The following is a 15,904-nucleotide window of genomic DNA, read 5'->3' on the forward strand; positions in this document are numbered from 1 at the left end:
AGATGGCATCGAGGATGTCCGCCGGGACAGTCGACCGGCACGGGGGATGGTCCCCCATATTCCCCGGCTCAGACGGTCTCGCCCGGGACGTGTCGGGCTCTGCACCGTCGTACCGGGACGGTGCCGCGTACGTGGGCGCCGTACGGAACGGCTGGTGGGTGGGCAGGATCGAGGCTGGCGCATTACGAAGCAAAATATGGGGGCAACGCCCCCATGCCCGGTGCGGCGGACCGGGTGCCAGAAGCCCGACAGAGCCGCGCGTGCCGCTACGGAGGCGACCCCTGGTGGGATGTGTCCGCCCTCCGGCCTACCGATCCCGCTCCGCATCCAGACCGGGATCGCCGAACTGCGTGGTCGTAAGTTCCGCCATCGACTCAAGTCACAGCTACATAGACACTAGGCTATTAGCTGCTTGAAAGTCCACCCTGGCCCAGACTACCTTCCGGCAACCTGTCAAACCAAACTCCACGCCGACCGAAACATCGCCAATCGATTCGGTGAGGGTGACGCCACGATCGACCCCCGGCTGCGTAACCCGTCCATTCGGTGGCGGGCCGTCAAACGTCCGATCACCCCCGGCTGGCTGGTCGGACCGCGCTCGCGAACCAAAGGCTCACACCATCATCCGTCGGGAGTGGCGGCTCAGCCGTATCGACTATCCGGAGGCCACGGAGACCCGGGAATTTGGTCGACTCGAATTCGGGGATAAATGTCGCCGGGGACGTGGACGGTCGGAGTCGGAGGAACGACTCCGACCGTCCACGACGACCGGTTCAGACGGTCTTTAGCGCGGTGGTCACGACGTCCGTCAGCGGGGTAGTCGGGCGCCCGATGAGCTGCTTCAGATCTGCGCTCCCGGTGAAGAGCTCACCACGGGCGATGCCGGCATCGGAGTCGGCCAGAATGTTGGCGTACGGCTCCGGCAGTCCCGCGCCGACGAGAACCCTGGCGTACTCCGCCACCGGCAGGTTCCGGTAGACGACCGACCTACCGCTCTGTGCGGACACCTCGGCGGCAAACTCCGCCATGGTGAACGCGACTACGACGCCCGGGAGCGCTGACCCCTCGGTCCGTCAACCCGGTTGCGAAGTAGCCCCGCCCGAGGAAGCCTGACACGGGTTCGACCTGACGAAAGGTATCCATGGCGCGGACCCTCCTGCGGCCGGACGACGTACGCGACCTGGTGTCGGATCAGTTCGGCGTCGACCGGCGGCTCAGCACCCTGGACCGGCTGAGCGGCGGCAGCAAGAAGGGCGTCTACCGGCTCGTCCTGGACGATTCCACGACCGCGATCCTCTATGTCTGGGCAGCCGGTGAGAACCACTGGCCGCCGTCGCGGACCGTCCCGGACGACCCGTTCACCGACGCGTCCGGGGCGGAACTGTTCGCCACCAACCATGCCGTCCTCACCGCCGTCGACGTGCGGATCCCACGGCTGCTCATGCTCGACCGCGACGGCCGCTACCTCGATGCCGACGTCGCACTGATCGAGGATGTGGGCGCGAGGACGCTCGGGGCGTTGCTGGGGCAGGACCCGGCCGCCGCTGCCGCGCCGCTGTCCGCCCTTGGTGACACCCTGCGCCGCATGCACACCACACGCGGCCGGAGATACGGCAGGCTCGCTGCCATCGCCCGTGGCGAGGCCCCCCAGAGCCGACGCGCCGAGGACGTCGTCGTGGACCGGGCACTGGCCAACCTCGACACCGCAGCCACCCGCGACATCCGGCTGGCCGACGCGCACGACCGGATCGCCCGGCATGTACGACACCTGCGCGCCCCCGTCACGGCCCGCGAGACGTACGGGCTGGTGCATGGCGAACTCGGACCGGACCACGTATTCGTCACGCCCAACGGCGAACCCGTCGTGATCGACATCGAGGGTCTGACGTACTTCGACGTCGAGTGGGAGCACGCCTGGCTACAACTGCGCTTCGGTGACGCGTACCCGCTGCTGCGCCCGGTCGACCTCGACCCACACAGGTTGGAGCTCTACCGGTTCGCGCAGGTGCTGTCCCTGATCGAGGGTCCACTGCGGATCGCGGACACCGACTTCCCCGATCGGCAGTGGATGCTGGACCTGGCCGAGCGGAACATCGCCAAGGCGCTCGCCGTCGTTTGACGGCCACCTGGCACGACCGGTACGGGAGCTTGTATGCTGCCCGCGATGAATACCTCCTTCGGTAGATTGGGGGTCCCGTTCACTCAAGGTGAGTGCTGATGCGCTCATCAACTGTGGACGGAGCTTCCCGCCTTTCCTTCTGGCTGCACGTACGCGAATTCGCCGTGCCGCCCTCAATGATCGAGTCTGCGACTGCCCGTCGTGCCGTCGGGGACTGGTCCGGGGCATGTGCCGCGGCACGTGTCGATGTCGATCTGAATCTGCGCTCGGCGGCGCGCACCCACGGCCGGGAACTCGCGGCCATGATCAGGGCCGATCTTCGTCGGTTGGCGCCCGATCTGCTGCGCTGGCACATGCCGAGGATCGCCCCGGACGGGCTACTCCGCCCGGGCCTGACCCTCTCCCTGGCCCGGTATCCGACGGGGCACACGGGCAGCGCGGTGCACCTCGTGGCCCGCACCCCGCCGGCGTGGGCCGATGCCGGTCAGCGCATCAGCCTCGCCCTCTGGGACGGGTCACGGTACGGGACCGGATCCGACCCGCATCCGCATCCCCGCCCGGACCGACGGTTCCGCCTCGACCTGCACCGCCATCTGTGGGACGCGTGTAGTGCCGGTGACCTGCGTGGCCGGTCCGGAGCGGACCGGCAGCCCACCGGCCTCCGCGCTCCTGAGCACGATGCGCTACGGGAGCGCGGCTGCGCCGTCGACCGGTGGGCGGCCGAGGTGGGAATTCTGCTCCGTGCGGAGGGGCGGGCCGTCGACGCCGTCACCGTACGACTCGGGGCCCGACATCGGCTGGTTCTCGAACTGGCCGGAAATGCGGGTGAGGCCGCCACACTACGGATCACGGCAGCATCCGTCGGCAGTCACACCTCCGCCCTGCCGGTGCTGCCCGACGCGGCAACGTGGGTGCCACCCGACCTGGTGCTGCTGCGCGCCGGATTGATCGGGGCCGACCGGCTCCACCCACTTGTCGCGTCGGCGCTCGTACCGGGCCATCCGCAGGTCGACGCCGCTCGGACACGAGGTGGCGGCGTCGGCATCCGGGTCGTGAAGTGCCGTGGGGCTCAGCACCGGATCGGCCTAGTGGACGGTGTGCTCGTCCCACTGGACCACGACCCGGCCGAGATCCGCCGTGAGGAACTGCTGGCCGCGCTGACCGGCACCCCGCTGCCCTGCTTCCAGGCCATCGACGAGGCACACCGTAACCCGGGGGCCCTCGTCGACATCCGGGCACGCCTGGACCACGGCGACACCGCCGGTGCCCTGGCCACGGTCGAGGGTCTCCTCGGCCCCGGTGCCCTGCTGCCCGGGGGTGCCCTGCGCGACGAACTGGAGACGGCGGCGCTCCGGCGGATCGCGCACGGACTGTTCCGGGCCGGCCTGGCCGGGCTCGGACCGGTTCCGGCCAGCCGGCCCCGGGACCGCCGGTCGCACCCGCGCCACGCGACACCCCGCTGACTTGCGGATCCCAGCCTCCTGACTGCCTGTCAAACCGCTACTGCCGCTGAAGCGCCTACCGCTCTCCCGCCTTCCGGCCCGCACGTCCCCATCCGGCTCCAACCAGTCCTCGAAGGTGATCGAACATGCTCACATCCGACCGCCGCTCGGCCCCCGGCCTTCCCGCCGGTGGGGTTGACGAATCCCGACTCGACGTCGCCGCCGACCTACTCGCTCTCCTGCACGAGACCGCCACCGAGCTTCGCCCCAACACGCAGTTGGAGGCGTTGACCCTGGCCGTGGCCGCCGACCTGCCGGTGCTGCTGTGGGGAGAGCCGGGAATCGGTAAGACCGCAGCCCTGACACAGCTTGCCGCCGCCCTCGACCTGCCGCTGACCACGGTGATCGCCAGCGTGCACGAACCGTCCGACTTCTCCGGCCTGCCCGTGGTCGGTGACGACCCCGCCGTACAGGGTGTCCCGATGGCCCCGCCGGACTGGGCCGTACGTCTGGTGCGGGCCGGCAGAGGGCTGCTCTTCCTGGACGAGCTGTCCACCGCGCCGCCGGCCGTACAGGCCGCCCTGCTCCGCCTCGTACTCGAGCGGCGGGTCGGCGCGCTACGGCTACCTGCCGGTGTCCGGATCGTGGCCGCCGCCAATCCCCGGTCCTCCGCAGCCGACGGCTGGGAACTGAGCCCACCCCTGGCCAACCGGTTCGTACATCTGCAGTGGAGCTACGACCACGAGGTCGTGGTACGCGGGCTTGGAGGCACCTGGCCGTGGGCGATGTTGCCACGACTCGACCCCCAGCGGCTGGCGGGTGCCGTGTCGTTCGCCCGCCGAGCGGTGTGCGGGTTCCTCGCCGCCCGGCCCGGGCTCGTGCATCGGCTGCCGAACAACGAAACCCGCCGTGGCGGCCCCTGGCCATCGCCCCGTACCTGGGAGATGACGCTCTGTCTGATCGCGTTCGCCACCGCGTCCGACGTATCTCGAGAGGTACTGTCCATGCTGGTCAGGGGCACGGTGGGGGACGGCCCGGGGTTGGAACTGCTGGCCAGTCTGGACCGGATGGACCTTCCGGACCCCGAGGCGCTGCTGGCCGACCCGGCGACGGCCGACCTGCCCGAGCGGGGCGACCTGCGCCAGGCCGTACTCGACGGCGTGGTGGAGGCGGTCCGGCAGCGTCCGGAGAAGCCCCGCTGGGACGCGGCGTGGACGGTCCTGGTCCGAGCGCTGGAGACCGGAGCCCCGGACCTGGTGGTCGTCCCCGCGACCACACTCGCCACGCTGCGCCAGGTGGACTGGGACCTGCCGGAATCGATCGAGAGGCTTGCCGGGGCGGTGTCCCTGACCCGACAGGCGGACAAGGTCGCGGCGAGGATCGCGGCCACTGCGGGGAGCGGCCGATGACTGCCGACGTACCAGGGACCCTCGACTTCGAAAAGCTCTTCGCCGCCCGGCTGCACGCCGCCCGGGTCCGGCCGTATCTGGCAGCGGCACTGTTCGCGCTGCACCCGGTGGAGTCACGGCGGGTCCCGACGATGGCCGTGGACCGGCACTGGCGATGCTACGTTTCGCCAGCGTTCGTGGCGCGGACCCCGGTGGAGGAGTTGGCGGGGGTGTGGGTGCACGAGGTCTCCCACCTACTGCGCGACCATCACGGGCGCAGTGACCGGGTCGCGTTGGAGCGTGGACTGACCGGACCGGGCGAGCGGCTACGGATGAACATCGCCGCGGACTGCGAGATCAACGACGACGTGTTCGGGGAGGGCCTGCCCCGACCCGACGGCGTCGTCGATCCGGGGCTCCTGGGCCTGGCCGAGGGCGAGCTGATGGAGGACTATCTCCGCATGTTCCGGCTCGGACCGCGTACGCAGCACCTGGCCTGGTTGGACTGCGGCAGCGGCGCCGACGGGCTGGAACGGGACTGGGACCTCGGTCCGGACGGCGCGCACGGACTCAGCGAACAGGAACGGGACGCGGTCCGGTTCCGGGTGGCGCAGGGCATCACCGCCCGTCCGGGAAGTGCCCCGAAGAGTTGGCGGCGGTGGGCGGAGGAGGCGTTCCACCCGCCACAGCCGTGGCGGGACCTGCTGGGGGCGGCGGTCCGCTCCGCAGCCTCCGGTCCCGGTGCGGGCGAGGACTACAGCTACGGCCGGCCGTCGCGCCGGTCCACCGGACTGCCCGGCGTCATCCTGCCGAGCCTCCGACGCAGACCGCCCAGGGTGTCGGTGGTCGTCGACACGTCCGGTTCCGTCAGTGACGCCGAACTGGGTAGTGCACTTCTCGAGGTCGCCGCGATCGCCCGCGCCGTAGGCGGCCGACGTGACATGGTCACTGTGCTGCCGTGCGACGCCGCTGCCCGGATCGTGCACCCGCTCTGCCGTGCCGAGGGGATCCCCCTGGTGGGCGGTGGAGGGACGGACCTACGTACGGGTTTCGCCAGGGCACTGCGGGCACGGCCCGGACCGGACGTCATGGTGGTCCTGACCGACGGGCAGACGCCCTGGCCAACCAGGCGGCCCCCCTGCCGGACCGTGGTGGGGCTGTTCCCTCGCTCCACGACCCGGTCGTGGAGCGAGGACGATCCCGACTACGTGCCGGAGACGCCACCCGAGTGGGCGCGGGTGGTCATCATCGGCTCCACTCCCGCCGGACGGTAGGTCGTGCCCGTCCCCGCTCACCTCGCTGAACCGCTCACCTTCCTGAACCGCTCACGTCGCTGAACCGCTCACCTCCCTGATGGGGGATTCCTGACACGAACATCAGAACCGCCACCGCTCATGGACGCCTGCGGGCGCGGAGAACGGTGTCGCGCAGAGTGATCTCGTGGCCGTCGTGCCGGGTGACCGATCGGGTCCGGGCATCGGCGACGACGATCTCCCACCGGTCGGGGTCGAGGCTCGCCGCGATCTCCTCGGCCGTGAAGTGGACGTCCGGGGTCGAGGCATGCGACCTGGCAGCGTGCTGATCCGATGGGTGGTGGCCGACGACGAGCAGGGTGCCGCCCGGCGTGACTGCTGCTGCCAACCGGTCAAACAGCGCATCCCGCGATGTCGCTGGATGCACGTAGTGGGTGGTGACCAGGTCGAAGTGCTCCCCGGTGGGCGTCCAACCGGTCAGATCGGCCCGGACCCAGTCGATCCGGTTCGCGACGTCTGGTCCGAGGGCTTCGGCGTGCTCCCGCGCTCGTCGTAGTGCGGTGGTGGCGATGTCCACCGCCGTGACCCGCCAGCCACGGGAGGCAAGCCAGATGGCCTCTCCCCCCTCACCGCAGCCGGCGTCCAGTGCCGTACCGGGCGCAAGGTCCCTGACCTCGGCCACCAGCTGCGGATTGGGCTGCCTTCCATGTTCTGCGGCATGGGTACGGTACCGGTCCTCCCAGTACGCCTCGCCGAACTCCTCGGACACAACGTCTCCCTCGGACACGACGTTTCCTCTCTGTTCACAGGCCGTGGCGACGGTCGCCCAGCACCAGGTCACAAACACGTGCTTCGGACGCGACCGAGAACGGGTCCCGGTAGACGGCCACCGCCTGGCGGGTCTCCTCGGCGACCAGGTCGGCATTGATCTGAGCCGCTGCGGCAGCGCCCGCCGCCGCTGCGGCCCCGACCTGGGCAGCCAGATCGGTGACGTTGCCCGCGACCCACACCCCGGGCACCCCGGTACGACCGGTCGCGTCCGACGGGATGTACTCACCGACCCCCGACGAGTGTTCCGCGGGGTGTAGCCCGAGTGGCGCCAGGAATCCGGCACGCGCCACCAGCCGGGGCGAGACGGCCAGTACCTCGCGGCCGACCACGTTGCCGTCGCTCAGCCGTACTCCCACGAGTCGGTCCCCGACGATCTCCAGGGAGGCCACCTCGCCGGCCACCACGCCGATGCCACGGGCCGCCAACTGCTCCGCCTCCTCGCCGGTGGGCGACGCCAGGGTGTGGGAGAAGAGTGTGACATCGGTGCTCCACTGCCGGATCAGCAATGCCTGGTGCACCGCCAGCGGCCCAGCGGCCAGGACACCGATGGCCCGGTCACGGACCTCCCAACCGTGACAGTACGGACAGTGCACCACGTCTCGGCCCCACCGATCCCGCAGTCCCGGGATGTCCGGTAGTTCGTCGACCAGCCCGGCGGCCACCAACAGCCGACGGGTACGGATCGCCCGGCCGTCGACCAGCGTCACCATGAAACCGTCGGCGTCACGAGTCACCGCAACGACCTCGCCCGGCACCACATGACCGCCGTAACCACGGACCTCCGCCCGCCCCCGCTCCAACAACTCGGCCGGCCGGATCCCGTCCCGGGCCAGCAGCCCGTGCACGCCCCCGGCCGGCGCGTTGCGCGGGGTGCCCGCATCGAGCACCACCACCGACCGCCGGGCCCGGGCCAGCATCAGCGCTCCGCTCAATCCCGCAGCGCCGCCGCCGACCACCACCACGTCACAGCCGTCCCTCAGCTGATCAAACACGTTGTCACCTCCACGGCAACCATGCCCACCACCATGCTGGGCCTGCAAGCTTTGTTGCTGATCTGGCAAACTGGTGGAATGGACGACGACCTCAATCAGGCACTCGACGCAGTCGGCCCCCGGCTACGCACGCTGCGCCGACAGCGCGAAACCACGCTGGCCGACCTCTCGACAACGACCGGGATCTCGGTGAGCACCCTGTCCCGGCTGGAGTCCGGTGCCCGCCGCCCGACCCTCGAACTACTGCTCCCCCTGGCCAAGGCCCACGGCGTCACGCTCGACGAACTCGTCGGCGCACCACCCACCGGAGATCCGCGCATCCACCTACGCCCGGTCACCCGCCACGGCATGACCATGCTGCCCCTGACCCGGCGGGCCGGCGGCATCCAGGCGTACAAGCTCGTCATCCCGGGCAGCAGCCACCCGAAGGAACCTGAGCAACAGACCCACGAGGGCTACGAATGGGTCTACATCCTCAACGGGCGGCTGCGGCTCGTCCTCGGTGACCGTGATCTGGTCCTCAACCCCGGCGAAGCGGCCGAGTTCGACACCCGGGTACCGCACTGGTTCGGTGCCGCCGATGCCGAGTCCGTCGAGTTCCTCAGCCTCTTCGGCCGGCAGGGCGAGCGCGCACATCTCCGCGCCCGGCCCAGGACGAAACCAGCACCGGGGGAACAACCCGACTAGCGCCGCCCCCACCCGATCCGGCGCGCGGCAGGACGACCGTTCGCGACACCTCGTTCGTTCCGTGGACCCACGCCGGTCGCCTGCCGGGTAGCCTGATCGACACCATGGGCAGGAATCGATTCGGCTTATCCAGGCTCCTGCCGCCACCAGGGTTGCCGCGGGTGATCGCGTTCCAGTCCGCGATGGTCGCCATCGGTAGCGGCACGTTCCTCACCGGCAGCATCGTGTTCTTCACCCACGTCCTCGGGCTCAGTCCGGTACAGATCGGGGCCGGCTTCTCGATCGCGGGGCTCACCGGCGTGGCCACCTCGCTACCGCTGGGTGCGCTGGCCGACCGGCTCGGCGGGCAGCGATCCTGGGCCATCGGCGCGCTCAGCACGGCGATGGCGTTCGCCGCCTATCCCCTGGTCGACTCGTTCGTGGGCTTCGTCGTCCTGATGAGCGTCGCCGCCGCCACCGACTCGTTCGCCAACGCCGGCCGCACCATCTACACGGCCGACGCGATGCCGGCCGAGGACCGGGTACGGACGATGGCGTACGCGCGGTCCTACCTCAACGCCGGCTTCACCGTCGGCACGGGCCTCGGAACGTTGGCGCTGGCGTTCGACTCCACCGGCGCACTCGTCGCCATGGTGCTGCTCAGTGCGGCGATCTCACTGGTCAACGCCGTCATCGTGACCCGACTTCCGGCCGCGCCCGTGGTGCGACACGACAAGGCGGTCACCCGGTCGCGGCTGGCGGTGTTCAGGGACCTCCCCTACGTCACGGCAGCCGTCCTCCTCGCCGTCATGATGTTCCACTCGGTCGTCCTGATCGAGATCGTGCCACTGTGGACGATCACGCACACCGACGCTCCCAAACCCGTACTCGGCGCGATGATGGCCCTCAACACGGTACTGGTGATCACGTTGCAGGTGCCGGCATCACGCGGCGCGGACTCGCTGCCCGGTACGGGCCGCCTGATCCGCCGGGGCGCTCTGGTCACCGCGATCGCCTGCCCGGTCGCCGCACTCGCCGGCCTGACCCACGGTGGGTGGACCGTCGTCGCGCTCACCACCGTCGTGGTGCTGATCACGGCCACCGAACTGTGGTTCTCGGCCGCCCTGTGGTTCTTCCAGACCAACGTGCCGCCGGCAGCGTCGCGCGGGGTGTACATCGGCACCGCGCAGACGATCAGTTCGGTGGCCGACATCTTCGCGCCGGTCGGCCTGACCCTGTTGGCGATCTCCACCGGTGGATGGGGCTGGTGGGTCATCGCGGCGATCTTCGTGGGCTGTGCGGTCGTCGCCCGGCCCGCCGTCGCCTGGGTCGCCCGTACCCCCAGGATCGACGGGCTCACCGCAGCACAGCGTACGGAGAGCGACCCGGTCCCCGAGGCGGCCGGGCACCCCGCACATCCATGACAGTCGACCACAATCTTGACCGAGCATCGAGGTGCGTGACATCCTGCCCGGGCGAAGGGGGTCCCATGACCGGTGACGACGACACCCGGACATACGCCGTGGTCGTGAACGACGAGGAACAGTATTCGATCTGGTGGGACGACCGGGACCTGCCCGCCGGTTGGCGGCGCGAGGGCACCACGGGACCACGCAGTGAATGCCTCGCGCACATCGACAAGATATGGACGGACATGCGGCCGCTGTCGTTGCGGCGCTGGATGGACGAACAACCTGCCATCGGCTGACGCCGCCCTTACGGCTGCACGGGACGGGGCGCATGGACGAGAGTTCTCCGCAACGGCGGTATCCGGCCCTCGCGGTCCAGCGCGGGATGATCCTCCAGACCCTCCGGCGGCCGACCGACGGGGTGGACATCCAGCAGATCGCGATCAGGTGGGACGTTTCACCGGATCGCGATGCGTTCACCGGAGCCTGGCAGGCCGCCGTCCAACGGCACGCGGTGCTGCGTACGGCGTTCCAGGTCGACGGGGACCACGGCGTGGTGCAGGTCGTCGCACCCGCGGCCGGGCTCGACCTGCGGTGGCGGGAATCCACCCTCGCCGGGTTCCTGCCTGACGACCGGCGCGAGCCGTTCGACGTCGGCCGGGCACCCCTGTTCCGGGTCACCGTCCTGAGTGACCAGCATGTCGTACTCACCTTCCACCATGCGGTCCTCGACGGCCGCTCCACCCGGCTGCTACTCGACGAGGTCCTCACCGACTACGCCGCACGCCGGGCGGGACAGGTTCCCGAGCACCCGCACCGTCCCTCGTTCGCGGACTTCGTGCACTGGTGGGGCGCCCTCGACCCGACCACCGGCGACGCGTTCTGGAAGAGCTACCTCGCCGGGGCGGCGATGCCCCGGTCGCTGCCCGGCCACCTCGGCACGAACAGCGACGCGCGCGTGACGCCGACCTCACACGAAATCGTCCTCACCGGGACGGAGTCCGAACGGGTACGCACCGCGGGCGCCTCGGTCGGTGCCGGTGCCAGTGCCATGGTCAACGCGGCCTGGGCGCTGCTGCGCGGCGGCTACGGCGGAGTGGACGACGTCACCTTCGCGATCACCAGATCCTGCCGGTACGCCAGCGTGCCCGATGCCGACCGCATCGTCGGCCTGCTGATCAACACGGTGCCGTTGCGGATCCGGATCGACCGACGGTGGACGGTCCGCCAACTGCTCACCGACGTGGCCGACCGGATGCGGCAGGTACGTGAGCACCAGCTCACGCCGCTGACCTCCATCCTCGACCAGAACGGCCTCGCCGCCGAAACACCACTGCTGGACAGCCTGGTGGTGTTCGAACGGCAGCGGCTGTCCACCGCGCTGGCCGAACTCGGGCCGGAACCCGCCAGGCGTTCGGTACGCGTACACCGGATGCCCGGCTATCCGCTGACATTGCACGCCTTCGACGAACCGCAGCTGCGGCTGGGTGCGGTCTGGGACAGCTCCCGCCTGCTGACCGCATCGGCCCGACAGATCCTCGCGCAGCTGCGCAGCACCGTGCTGGAGTTGGCCGACCGACCGGATGCGCGGCTGTCCGACCTGGATCTCGGGGCCGGTACGGAAGCCGGCCTGCGCGCCGCCTGGAACGCCACCAGCCTGCCGTACCCGCGCGACGCGTCCATCCCCGAGGTGTTCGCGGCCCGGGTGGCCGATGATCCGGATGCCGCCGCGCTGCTGGTCGGCGACCGCCGGGTCAGCTACGCGGAACTGGATCGGGACAGTGACCGTCTGGCGTGGGCGCTACGGCGGTGCGGGATCACCCCGGACACACCCGTCGCCGTCCTGCTCCCCCGGGGCGAGTCGCTGATCCGGACCCTGCTGGCCATCCTCAAGGCCGGCGGCGCCTACCTTCCGGTGGATCCGGCGGCCCCGCCGTCGCGTATCGCGACCATCTTCGCCAACAGTGGGACACGCCTGGTCCTCACCACGTCCGCGACCGTCGCCTACCTGCCCGCCGACCTGGGCCCGACCCGGGTGCTGGACGTCGACGCGCTGTCCATGGAAGCGGCCCCTGCCGGACCGCCGCCGGTGCGGATCCATCCACTGCAACTGGCCTACGTCATGTACACCTCGGGCTCGACCGGCGTACCCAAGGGGGCCGGCATCACCCACCGGGGCGTACTCCGCCTCGTGACGGGCCCCGACTTCGCCGCCCTCGGTCCGGGCCAGCGCCTTCTCCAGTTCGCCCCGATCGCGTTCGACGCGTCCACCTGGGAGATCTGGGGTTCCCTGCTGACCGGCGCCACAGCGGTGATCACGCCGCCGGATCCGGTGGACCTCACCAGCCTGACCGCACTGATCCGTACCGGTGGCGTCACGGTCGCCTTCCTCACCGCCGGGCTGTTCCACCAGCTCGTGGAGGAGGACGTCACGGCACTGGCGCACGTCCGGCAGCTGCTCACCGGCGGGGACGTCATCAACCCCGGCGCGGTCCGGGCCGTACTGGCGGCCCGCGGTGGCCTTCCGCTGGTGAACGCGTACGGGCCGACCGAGAACACGACGATGACCAGCTGCCACGTGATGAGCAGCCCGGATCAGGCGGGTGACCGGGTGCCGATCGGCAGCCCGGTGCCGCACACCACGACACACGTGCTCGACCCCGCCGGCCGGCCCGTGCCGATCGGCGTCGCCGGTGAGCTCTACACCGGTGGTGACGGGCTGGCCCGGGGCTACCTCGGTGATCCGGCGTCGACCGCGCGATCGTTCGTGCCGGACCCGGAGGTGCCCGGCGAGCGCCTCTACCGGACCGGGGATCTGGTCCGCTGGCGCGCCGACGGTGTGCTGGAGTTCCTCGGTCGACTCGACGACCAGGTGAAGATCCGCGGGTTCCGGGTCGAACCGGGCGAGGTCGAGACGGCGCTCAAGGCACACCCGGAGGTGGCGGCAGCGGTGGTGTGCGCCCGTGGTGACGGCCCGGACCGTCACCTGGTGGGCTACGTGACGCCGGTCGAGGGAGCCGTCCTGACTCCCGAGAGCCTCCGGGACTTCGTGGCCGGCCGGCTCCCGAACTATCTGGTACCGGCCGGATTCGCCATCCTCGACCGGTTGCCGCTGACCACGAACGGCAAGGTCGACCGGGCCGCGCTACCGGCACCCGAGCCTTCGGATCGGGCACCGGACGTCGCCGGGCCGGCCACAGCGACCGAGCACCGACTGGCCGAACTTTGGTCCCGGCTGCTGCCCGGCGACCGCCGGCCCGCCGGCATCGGGCGGGAGACCAGCTTCTTCGCCCTCGGCGGCAACTCGCTGACCGTCACCCGGATGATGTTCCGGGTACGGGAGACGTTCGGCGTCGAACTGGGGCTGGGCGAGTTCTACCGGGCACCGACCCTGGCGGCGACGGCGACGGCGATCACCACTGCGGCCGGGCGTACGGAGACCGGACCGGCGATGCGCCGACGGAGCCGGGTCGCCCTACGGACCGAAGGTGATCTGCCGGCGCACCTGGTCCGGTTGACCGACGGGTGGGCGTTGTGGCGAACCGTCTGTCTGCGGGGCGCGGGGTTCCCGATCGACCTGCTGGCTCAGCTGGGCGACGCGGAGCTCACCGCCGCCGCGGATCGTGTGGTCGCTGCCCGGGCCGACGGTGACCCCGCCGGGATCGCCAGCGCCGAGGCGGCATACCTGGCCGGCTTCCCGAATGCGGTCGACCGGCTCACCGTTGCGCTGCACGGCGTGGCGGCCGACCCCGGGTTCCGCGAGGCGGTCGCGTGGCAGAACCCGCACGCGCTGAGCACCGGAGTCGACGCATTGCTCCGCCGGGGGCCTGCGAACCCGACCCGCAACACGAAGCACCGCCAGCACGAGGCGCTGGTCACCAGCTATCTGCAGCGGTACTGCGCGAAGAACGACACCATCGGGTTCTTCGGGCCGGTCGGCTGGGCGCGGATCGTCCCCGGTTCCGGGATCCGGGTCGACGAGGCGGATCCTCCGGTGCTGGTGACCGCCCGGACCGTGTACCTCGAGGGATGGGCGGTCGCTGCGGTGCTGGCGCCGTACGCGACCGGGTTGCGTCCCTGGCTCGTCCCCCGACTCATGCCCTTCCTGGACCTGGCCGGGGCGACGCTGCGGGTGCCGCTGGCCCCGCCGGTGACGCTGACCGACGCCGAGGCCGCGGTACTGCGGGCCTGCGACGGGGTTCGCGATGCTAACCAGGTCGCCGCCGCCGTGCTGGCCGACCCGGATTCGGGCCTACGGTCGCCGGGTGAGGTGTACGAGGTACTGGACGGGTTGGCCACGGCCCACCGGATCGCCTGGCAGCCGGAGGTGGCCCCGCACGACACCACACCGGAGCGGACCATGCGGGCCCGACTGGCCCGGGTCACCGACGAGTCCGTACGCCGACCCGCGCTCGCTGCCCTGGACCAGCTCTGCGTCGCCCGGGACGCGCTCTCGGCGGCGGCCGGTGATCCCCACCGGTTGGCCGGTGCGATGGCGGACCTGGAGACGACGTTCACGCGACTGGCCGGCGTTCCGGCCAGCCGACGTGCCGGCACGATGTACGCCGGGCGTACCCCGGTCTACGAGGAGTGTCTGCGGGCCGGCACGGTCGGCATCGGCGAGGCGAACCTGGACGGGGTCCGCGACGCACTCGGCCTGGTGCTGGACAGCGCCCGCTGGTTCACCGCCGCCGGGGCCACGCTCTACCAACGCCTCTTCACCGAGATCTACCGGCGTCGGGCGGGGGAACTGGGCACGGACGTCGTACCGCTCGTCGACTTCTGGCTGCGGGCCGGCGAGGCGCTCTTCCGGCCGCCGGCCCGCCTGACCGCACTGCTGACCGCCGCACTGCACCGACGCTGGGCCGACGTCCTGGCACTGCCGCCGGACCGGCGACGGATCCGGCTGGCAGCGGCGGATCTGGCTCCCGCGGTGGCTGCCGCGTTCCCGCCGGGACGGCCCGGCTGGCCCACCGCCGTGCAGCACAGCCCGGACCTGATGCTGGCCGGCGCCGAGTGGGTGCTGGGTGAGCTGCACCCCGGGGTCAACACCCTGCGGTACGCCACCTGGCTGGCCCACCATCCGGACGTGGCCGCGCTGCGGGCCGCGATGACCCGTGACGTGGGCCTCGGCGTCGTCTATCCCGCCGAGACCGGCCAGGAGGGTGGCGTGCCGACCCGGCAGAGCAACGGGCTCGCCGGTCCCGACGACCTCCGGTTGGTGTTCGCGCACGACTCGTTCGGACACGACCCGGGGCGGAGCCTACGGATCGGCGAGTGCGACCTGGTCGGCTCGACCACCGGACTGCGGGTACGGTCGCGTGACGGGCGGCTCGACGTCGACCTGATGCACGTCCTCGGCGACATCGTGGGGGCCGGCCTGTCCCAGCTCTTCCGCATCCTGCCCCCGGCGGCACACAGCCCCAGGATCACCATCGACTCGCTCGTGGTCAGCCGCGAGACGTGGACGTTCACCCCGGCCGACCTCTCCTTCGCCGATACGCCGGACGAGGCGCTCCGGTTCCAGCAGGTCCGGGCCTGGGCCGGCGGGCATGGCCTGCCCCGCCACGTGTTCCTGCGCTGCGCGGGTGAGCGCAAGCCGGTCTACGCCGACCTGGCCAGTCTCGCCTCGGTCGACCTGGTGTCCCGGTCGGTCCGTCGGGCCCGGCGGCAGGGCGGCGAGGGTGCCGTGGTCACGGTGGTGGAGATGCTGCCGGCACCGGACCAACTCTGGCTCACCGGTGCCGGTGGCCGGTACGCCGCTGAGCTGCGGGTCGTCGCGGTCGACAGACAGGTGGGCTGAC

The 15,904-nt window shown here is 71.0% G+C and carries 11 protein-coding genes; 8 read left to right on the forward strand and 3 right to left on the reverse strand.

The features are described from left to right. Positions 1 to 773: 773 nt before the first annotated feature. On the reverse strand, positions 774 to 1,028 hold the full coding sequence (locus ACFQ4H_RS01450; protein ID WP_377565996.1) for a Rossmann-fold NAD(P)-binding domain-containing protein: 255 nt from the start codon (positions 1,026 to 1,028) through the stop codon (positions 774 to 776). 113 nt (positions 1,029 to 1,141) lie between these two features. Here ACFQ4H_RS01450 and ACFQ4H_RS01455 point away from each other — a divergent pair, with 113 nt between their 5' ends. From ACFQ4H_RS01455 to ACFQ4H_RS01470, 4 genes are all read left to right on the forward strand, one after another. Beyond that, on the forward strand, positions 1,142 to 2,119 hold the full coding sequence (locus ACFQ4H_RS01455; RefSeq protein ID WP_377565999.1) for a phosphotransferase family protein: 978 nt from the start codon (positions 1,142 to 1,144) through the stop codon (positions 2,117 to 2,119). 98 nt (positions 2,120 to 2,217) lie between these two features. Next, positions 2,218 to 3,582: a hypothetical protein gene (locus tag ACFQ4H_RS01460; RefSeq protein ID WP_377566001.1), complete on the forward strand. Its 1,365-nt coding sequence runs from the start codon at positions 2,218 to 2,220 to the stop codon at positions 3,580 to 3,582. 125 nt (positions 3,583 to 3,707) lie between these two features. Next, positions 3,708 to 4,970, forward strand: coding sequence for an AAA family ATPase (locus ACFQ4H_RS01465; RefSeq protein WP_377566004.1), 1,263 nt, complete (start codon positions 3,708 to 3,710; stop codon positions 4,968 to 4,970). Then, positions 4,967 to 6,223 (forward strand): vWA domain-containing protein, encoded by a 1,257-nt coding sequence (locus tag ACFQ4H_RS01470; RefSeq protein ID WP_377566007.1) that lies wholly within the window; start codon positions 4,967 to 4,969, stop codon positions 6,221 to 6,223. Before ACFQ4H_RS01465 ends, ACFQ4H_RS01470 begins: the two co-directional genes overlap by 4 nt. A 118-nt stretch (positions 6,224 to 6,341) precedes the next feature. On the opposite strand, the gene ACFQ4H_RS01475 is transcribed toward ACFQ4H_RS01470, so the two are convergent. Both ACFQ4H_RS01475 and ACFQ4H_RS01480 read right to left on the reverse strand, forming a co-directional pair. Further along, positions 6,342 to 6,989, reverse strand: coding sequence for a class I SAM-dependent methyltransferase (locus tag ACFQ4H_RS01475; protein WP_377566009.1), 648 nt, complete (start codon positions 6,987 to 6,989; stop codon positions 6,342 to 6,344). 16 nt (positions 6,990 to 7,005) lie between these two features. Further along, complete coding sequence (locus ACFQ4H_RS01480) at positions 7,006 to 8,025, reverse strand: NAD(P)/FAD-dependent oxidoreductase (RefSeq protein WP_377566011.1); 1,020 nt, start codon at positions 8,023 to 8,025, stop codon at positions 7,006 to 7,008. Positions 8,026 to 8,103: 78 nt separating this feature from the next. Here ACFQ4H_RS01480 and ACFQ4H_RS01485 point away from each other — a divergent pair, with 78 nt between their 5' ends. The 4 genes from ACFQ4H_RS01485 to ACFQ4H_RS01500 all read left to right on the forward strand — a co-directional run bounded on the left by ACFQ4H_RS01485 (position 8,104) and on the right by ACFQ4H_RS01500 (position 15,903). After that, positions 8,104 to 8,712, forward strand: a complete 609-nt coding sequence (locus tag ACFQ4H_RS01485; protein WP_377566014.1) for a helix-turn-helix domain-containing protein — start codon at positions 8,104 to 8,106, stop codon at positions 8,710 to 8,712. A gap of 161 nt (positions 8,713 to 8,873) precedes the next feature. Then, on the forward strand, positions 8,874 to 10,115 hold the full coding sequence (locus tag ACFQ4H_RS01490; RefSeq protein ID WP_377566016.1) for an MFS transporter: 1,242 nt from the start codon (positions 8,874 to 8,876) through the stop codon (positions 10,113 to 10,115). Between the two features lie 65 nt (positions 10,116 to 10,180). Further along, positions 10,181 to 10,399, forward strand: coding sequence for an MbtH family protein (locus tag ACFQ4H_RS01495; protein ID WP_377566019.1), 219 nt, complete (start codon positions 10,181 to 10,183; stop codon positions 10,397 to 10,399). 32 nt (positions 10,400 to 10,431) lie between these two features. Further along, positions 10,432 to 15,903 (forward strand): non-ribosomal peptide synthetase, encoded by a 5,472-nt coding sequence (locus ACFQ4H_RS01500; protein ID WP_377566022.1) that lies wholly within the window; start codon positions 10,432 to 10,434, stop codon positions 15,901 to 15,903. The last annotated feature ends 1 nt before the right edge of the window (position 15,904 follow it).

It is taken from the genome of Micromonospora sonneratiae (genome assembly GCF_042679305.1).
GTDB lineage: Bacteria > Actinomycetota > Actinomycetes > Mycobacteriales > Micromonosporaceae > Micromonospora_H > Micromonospora_H sonneratiae.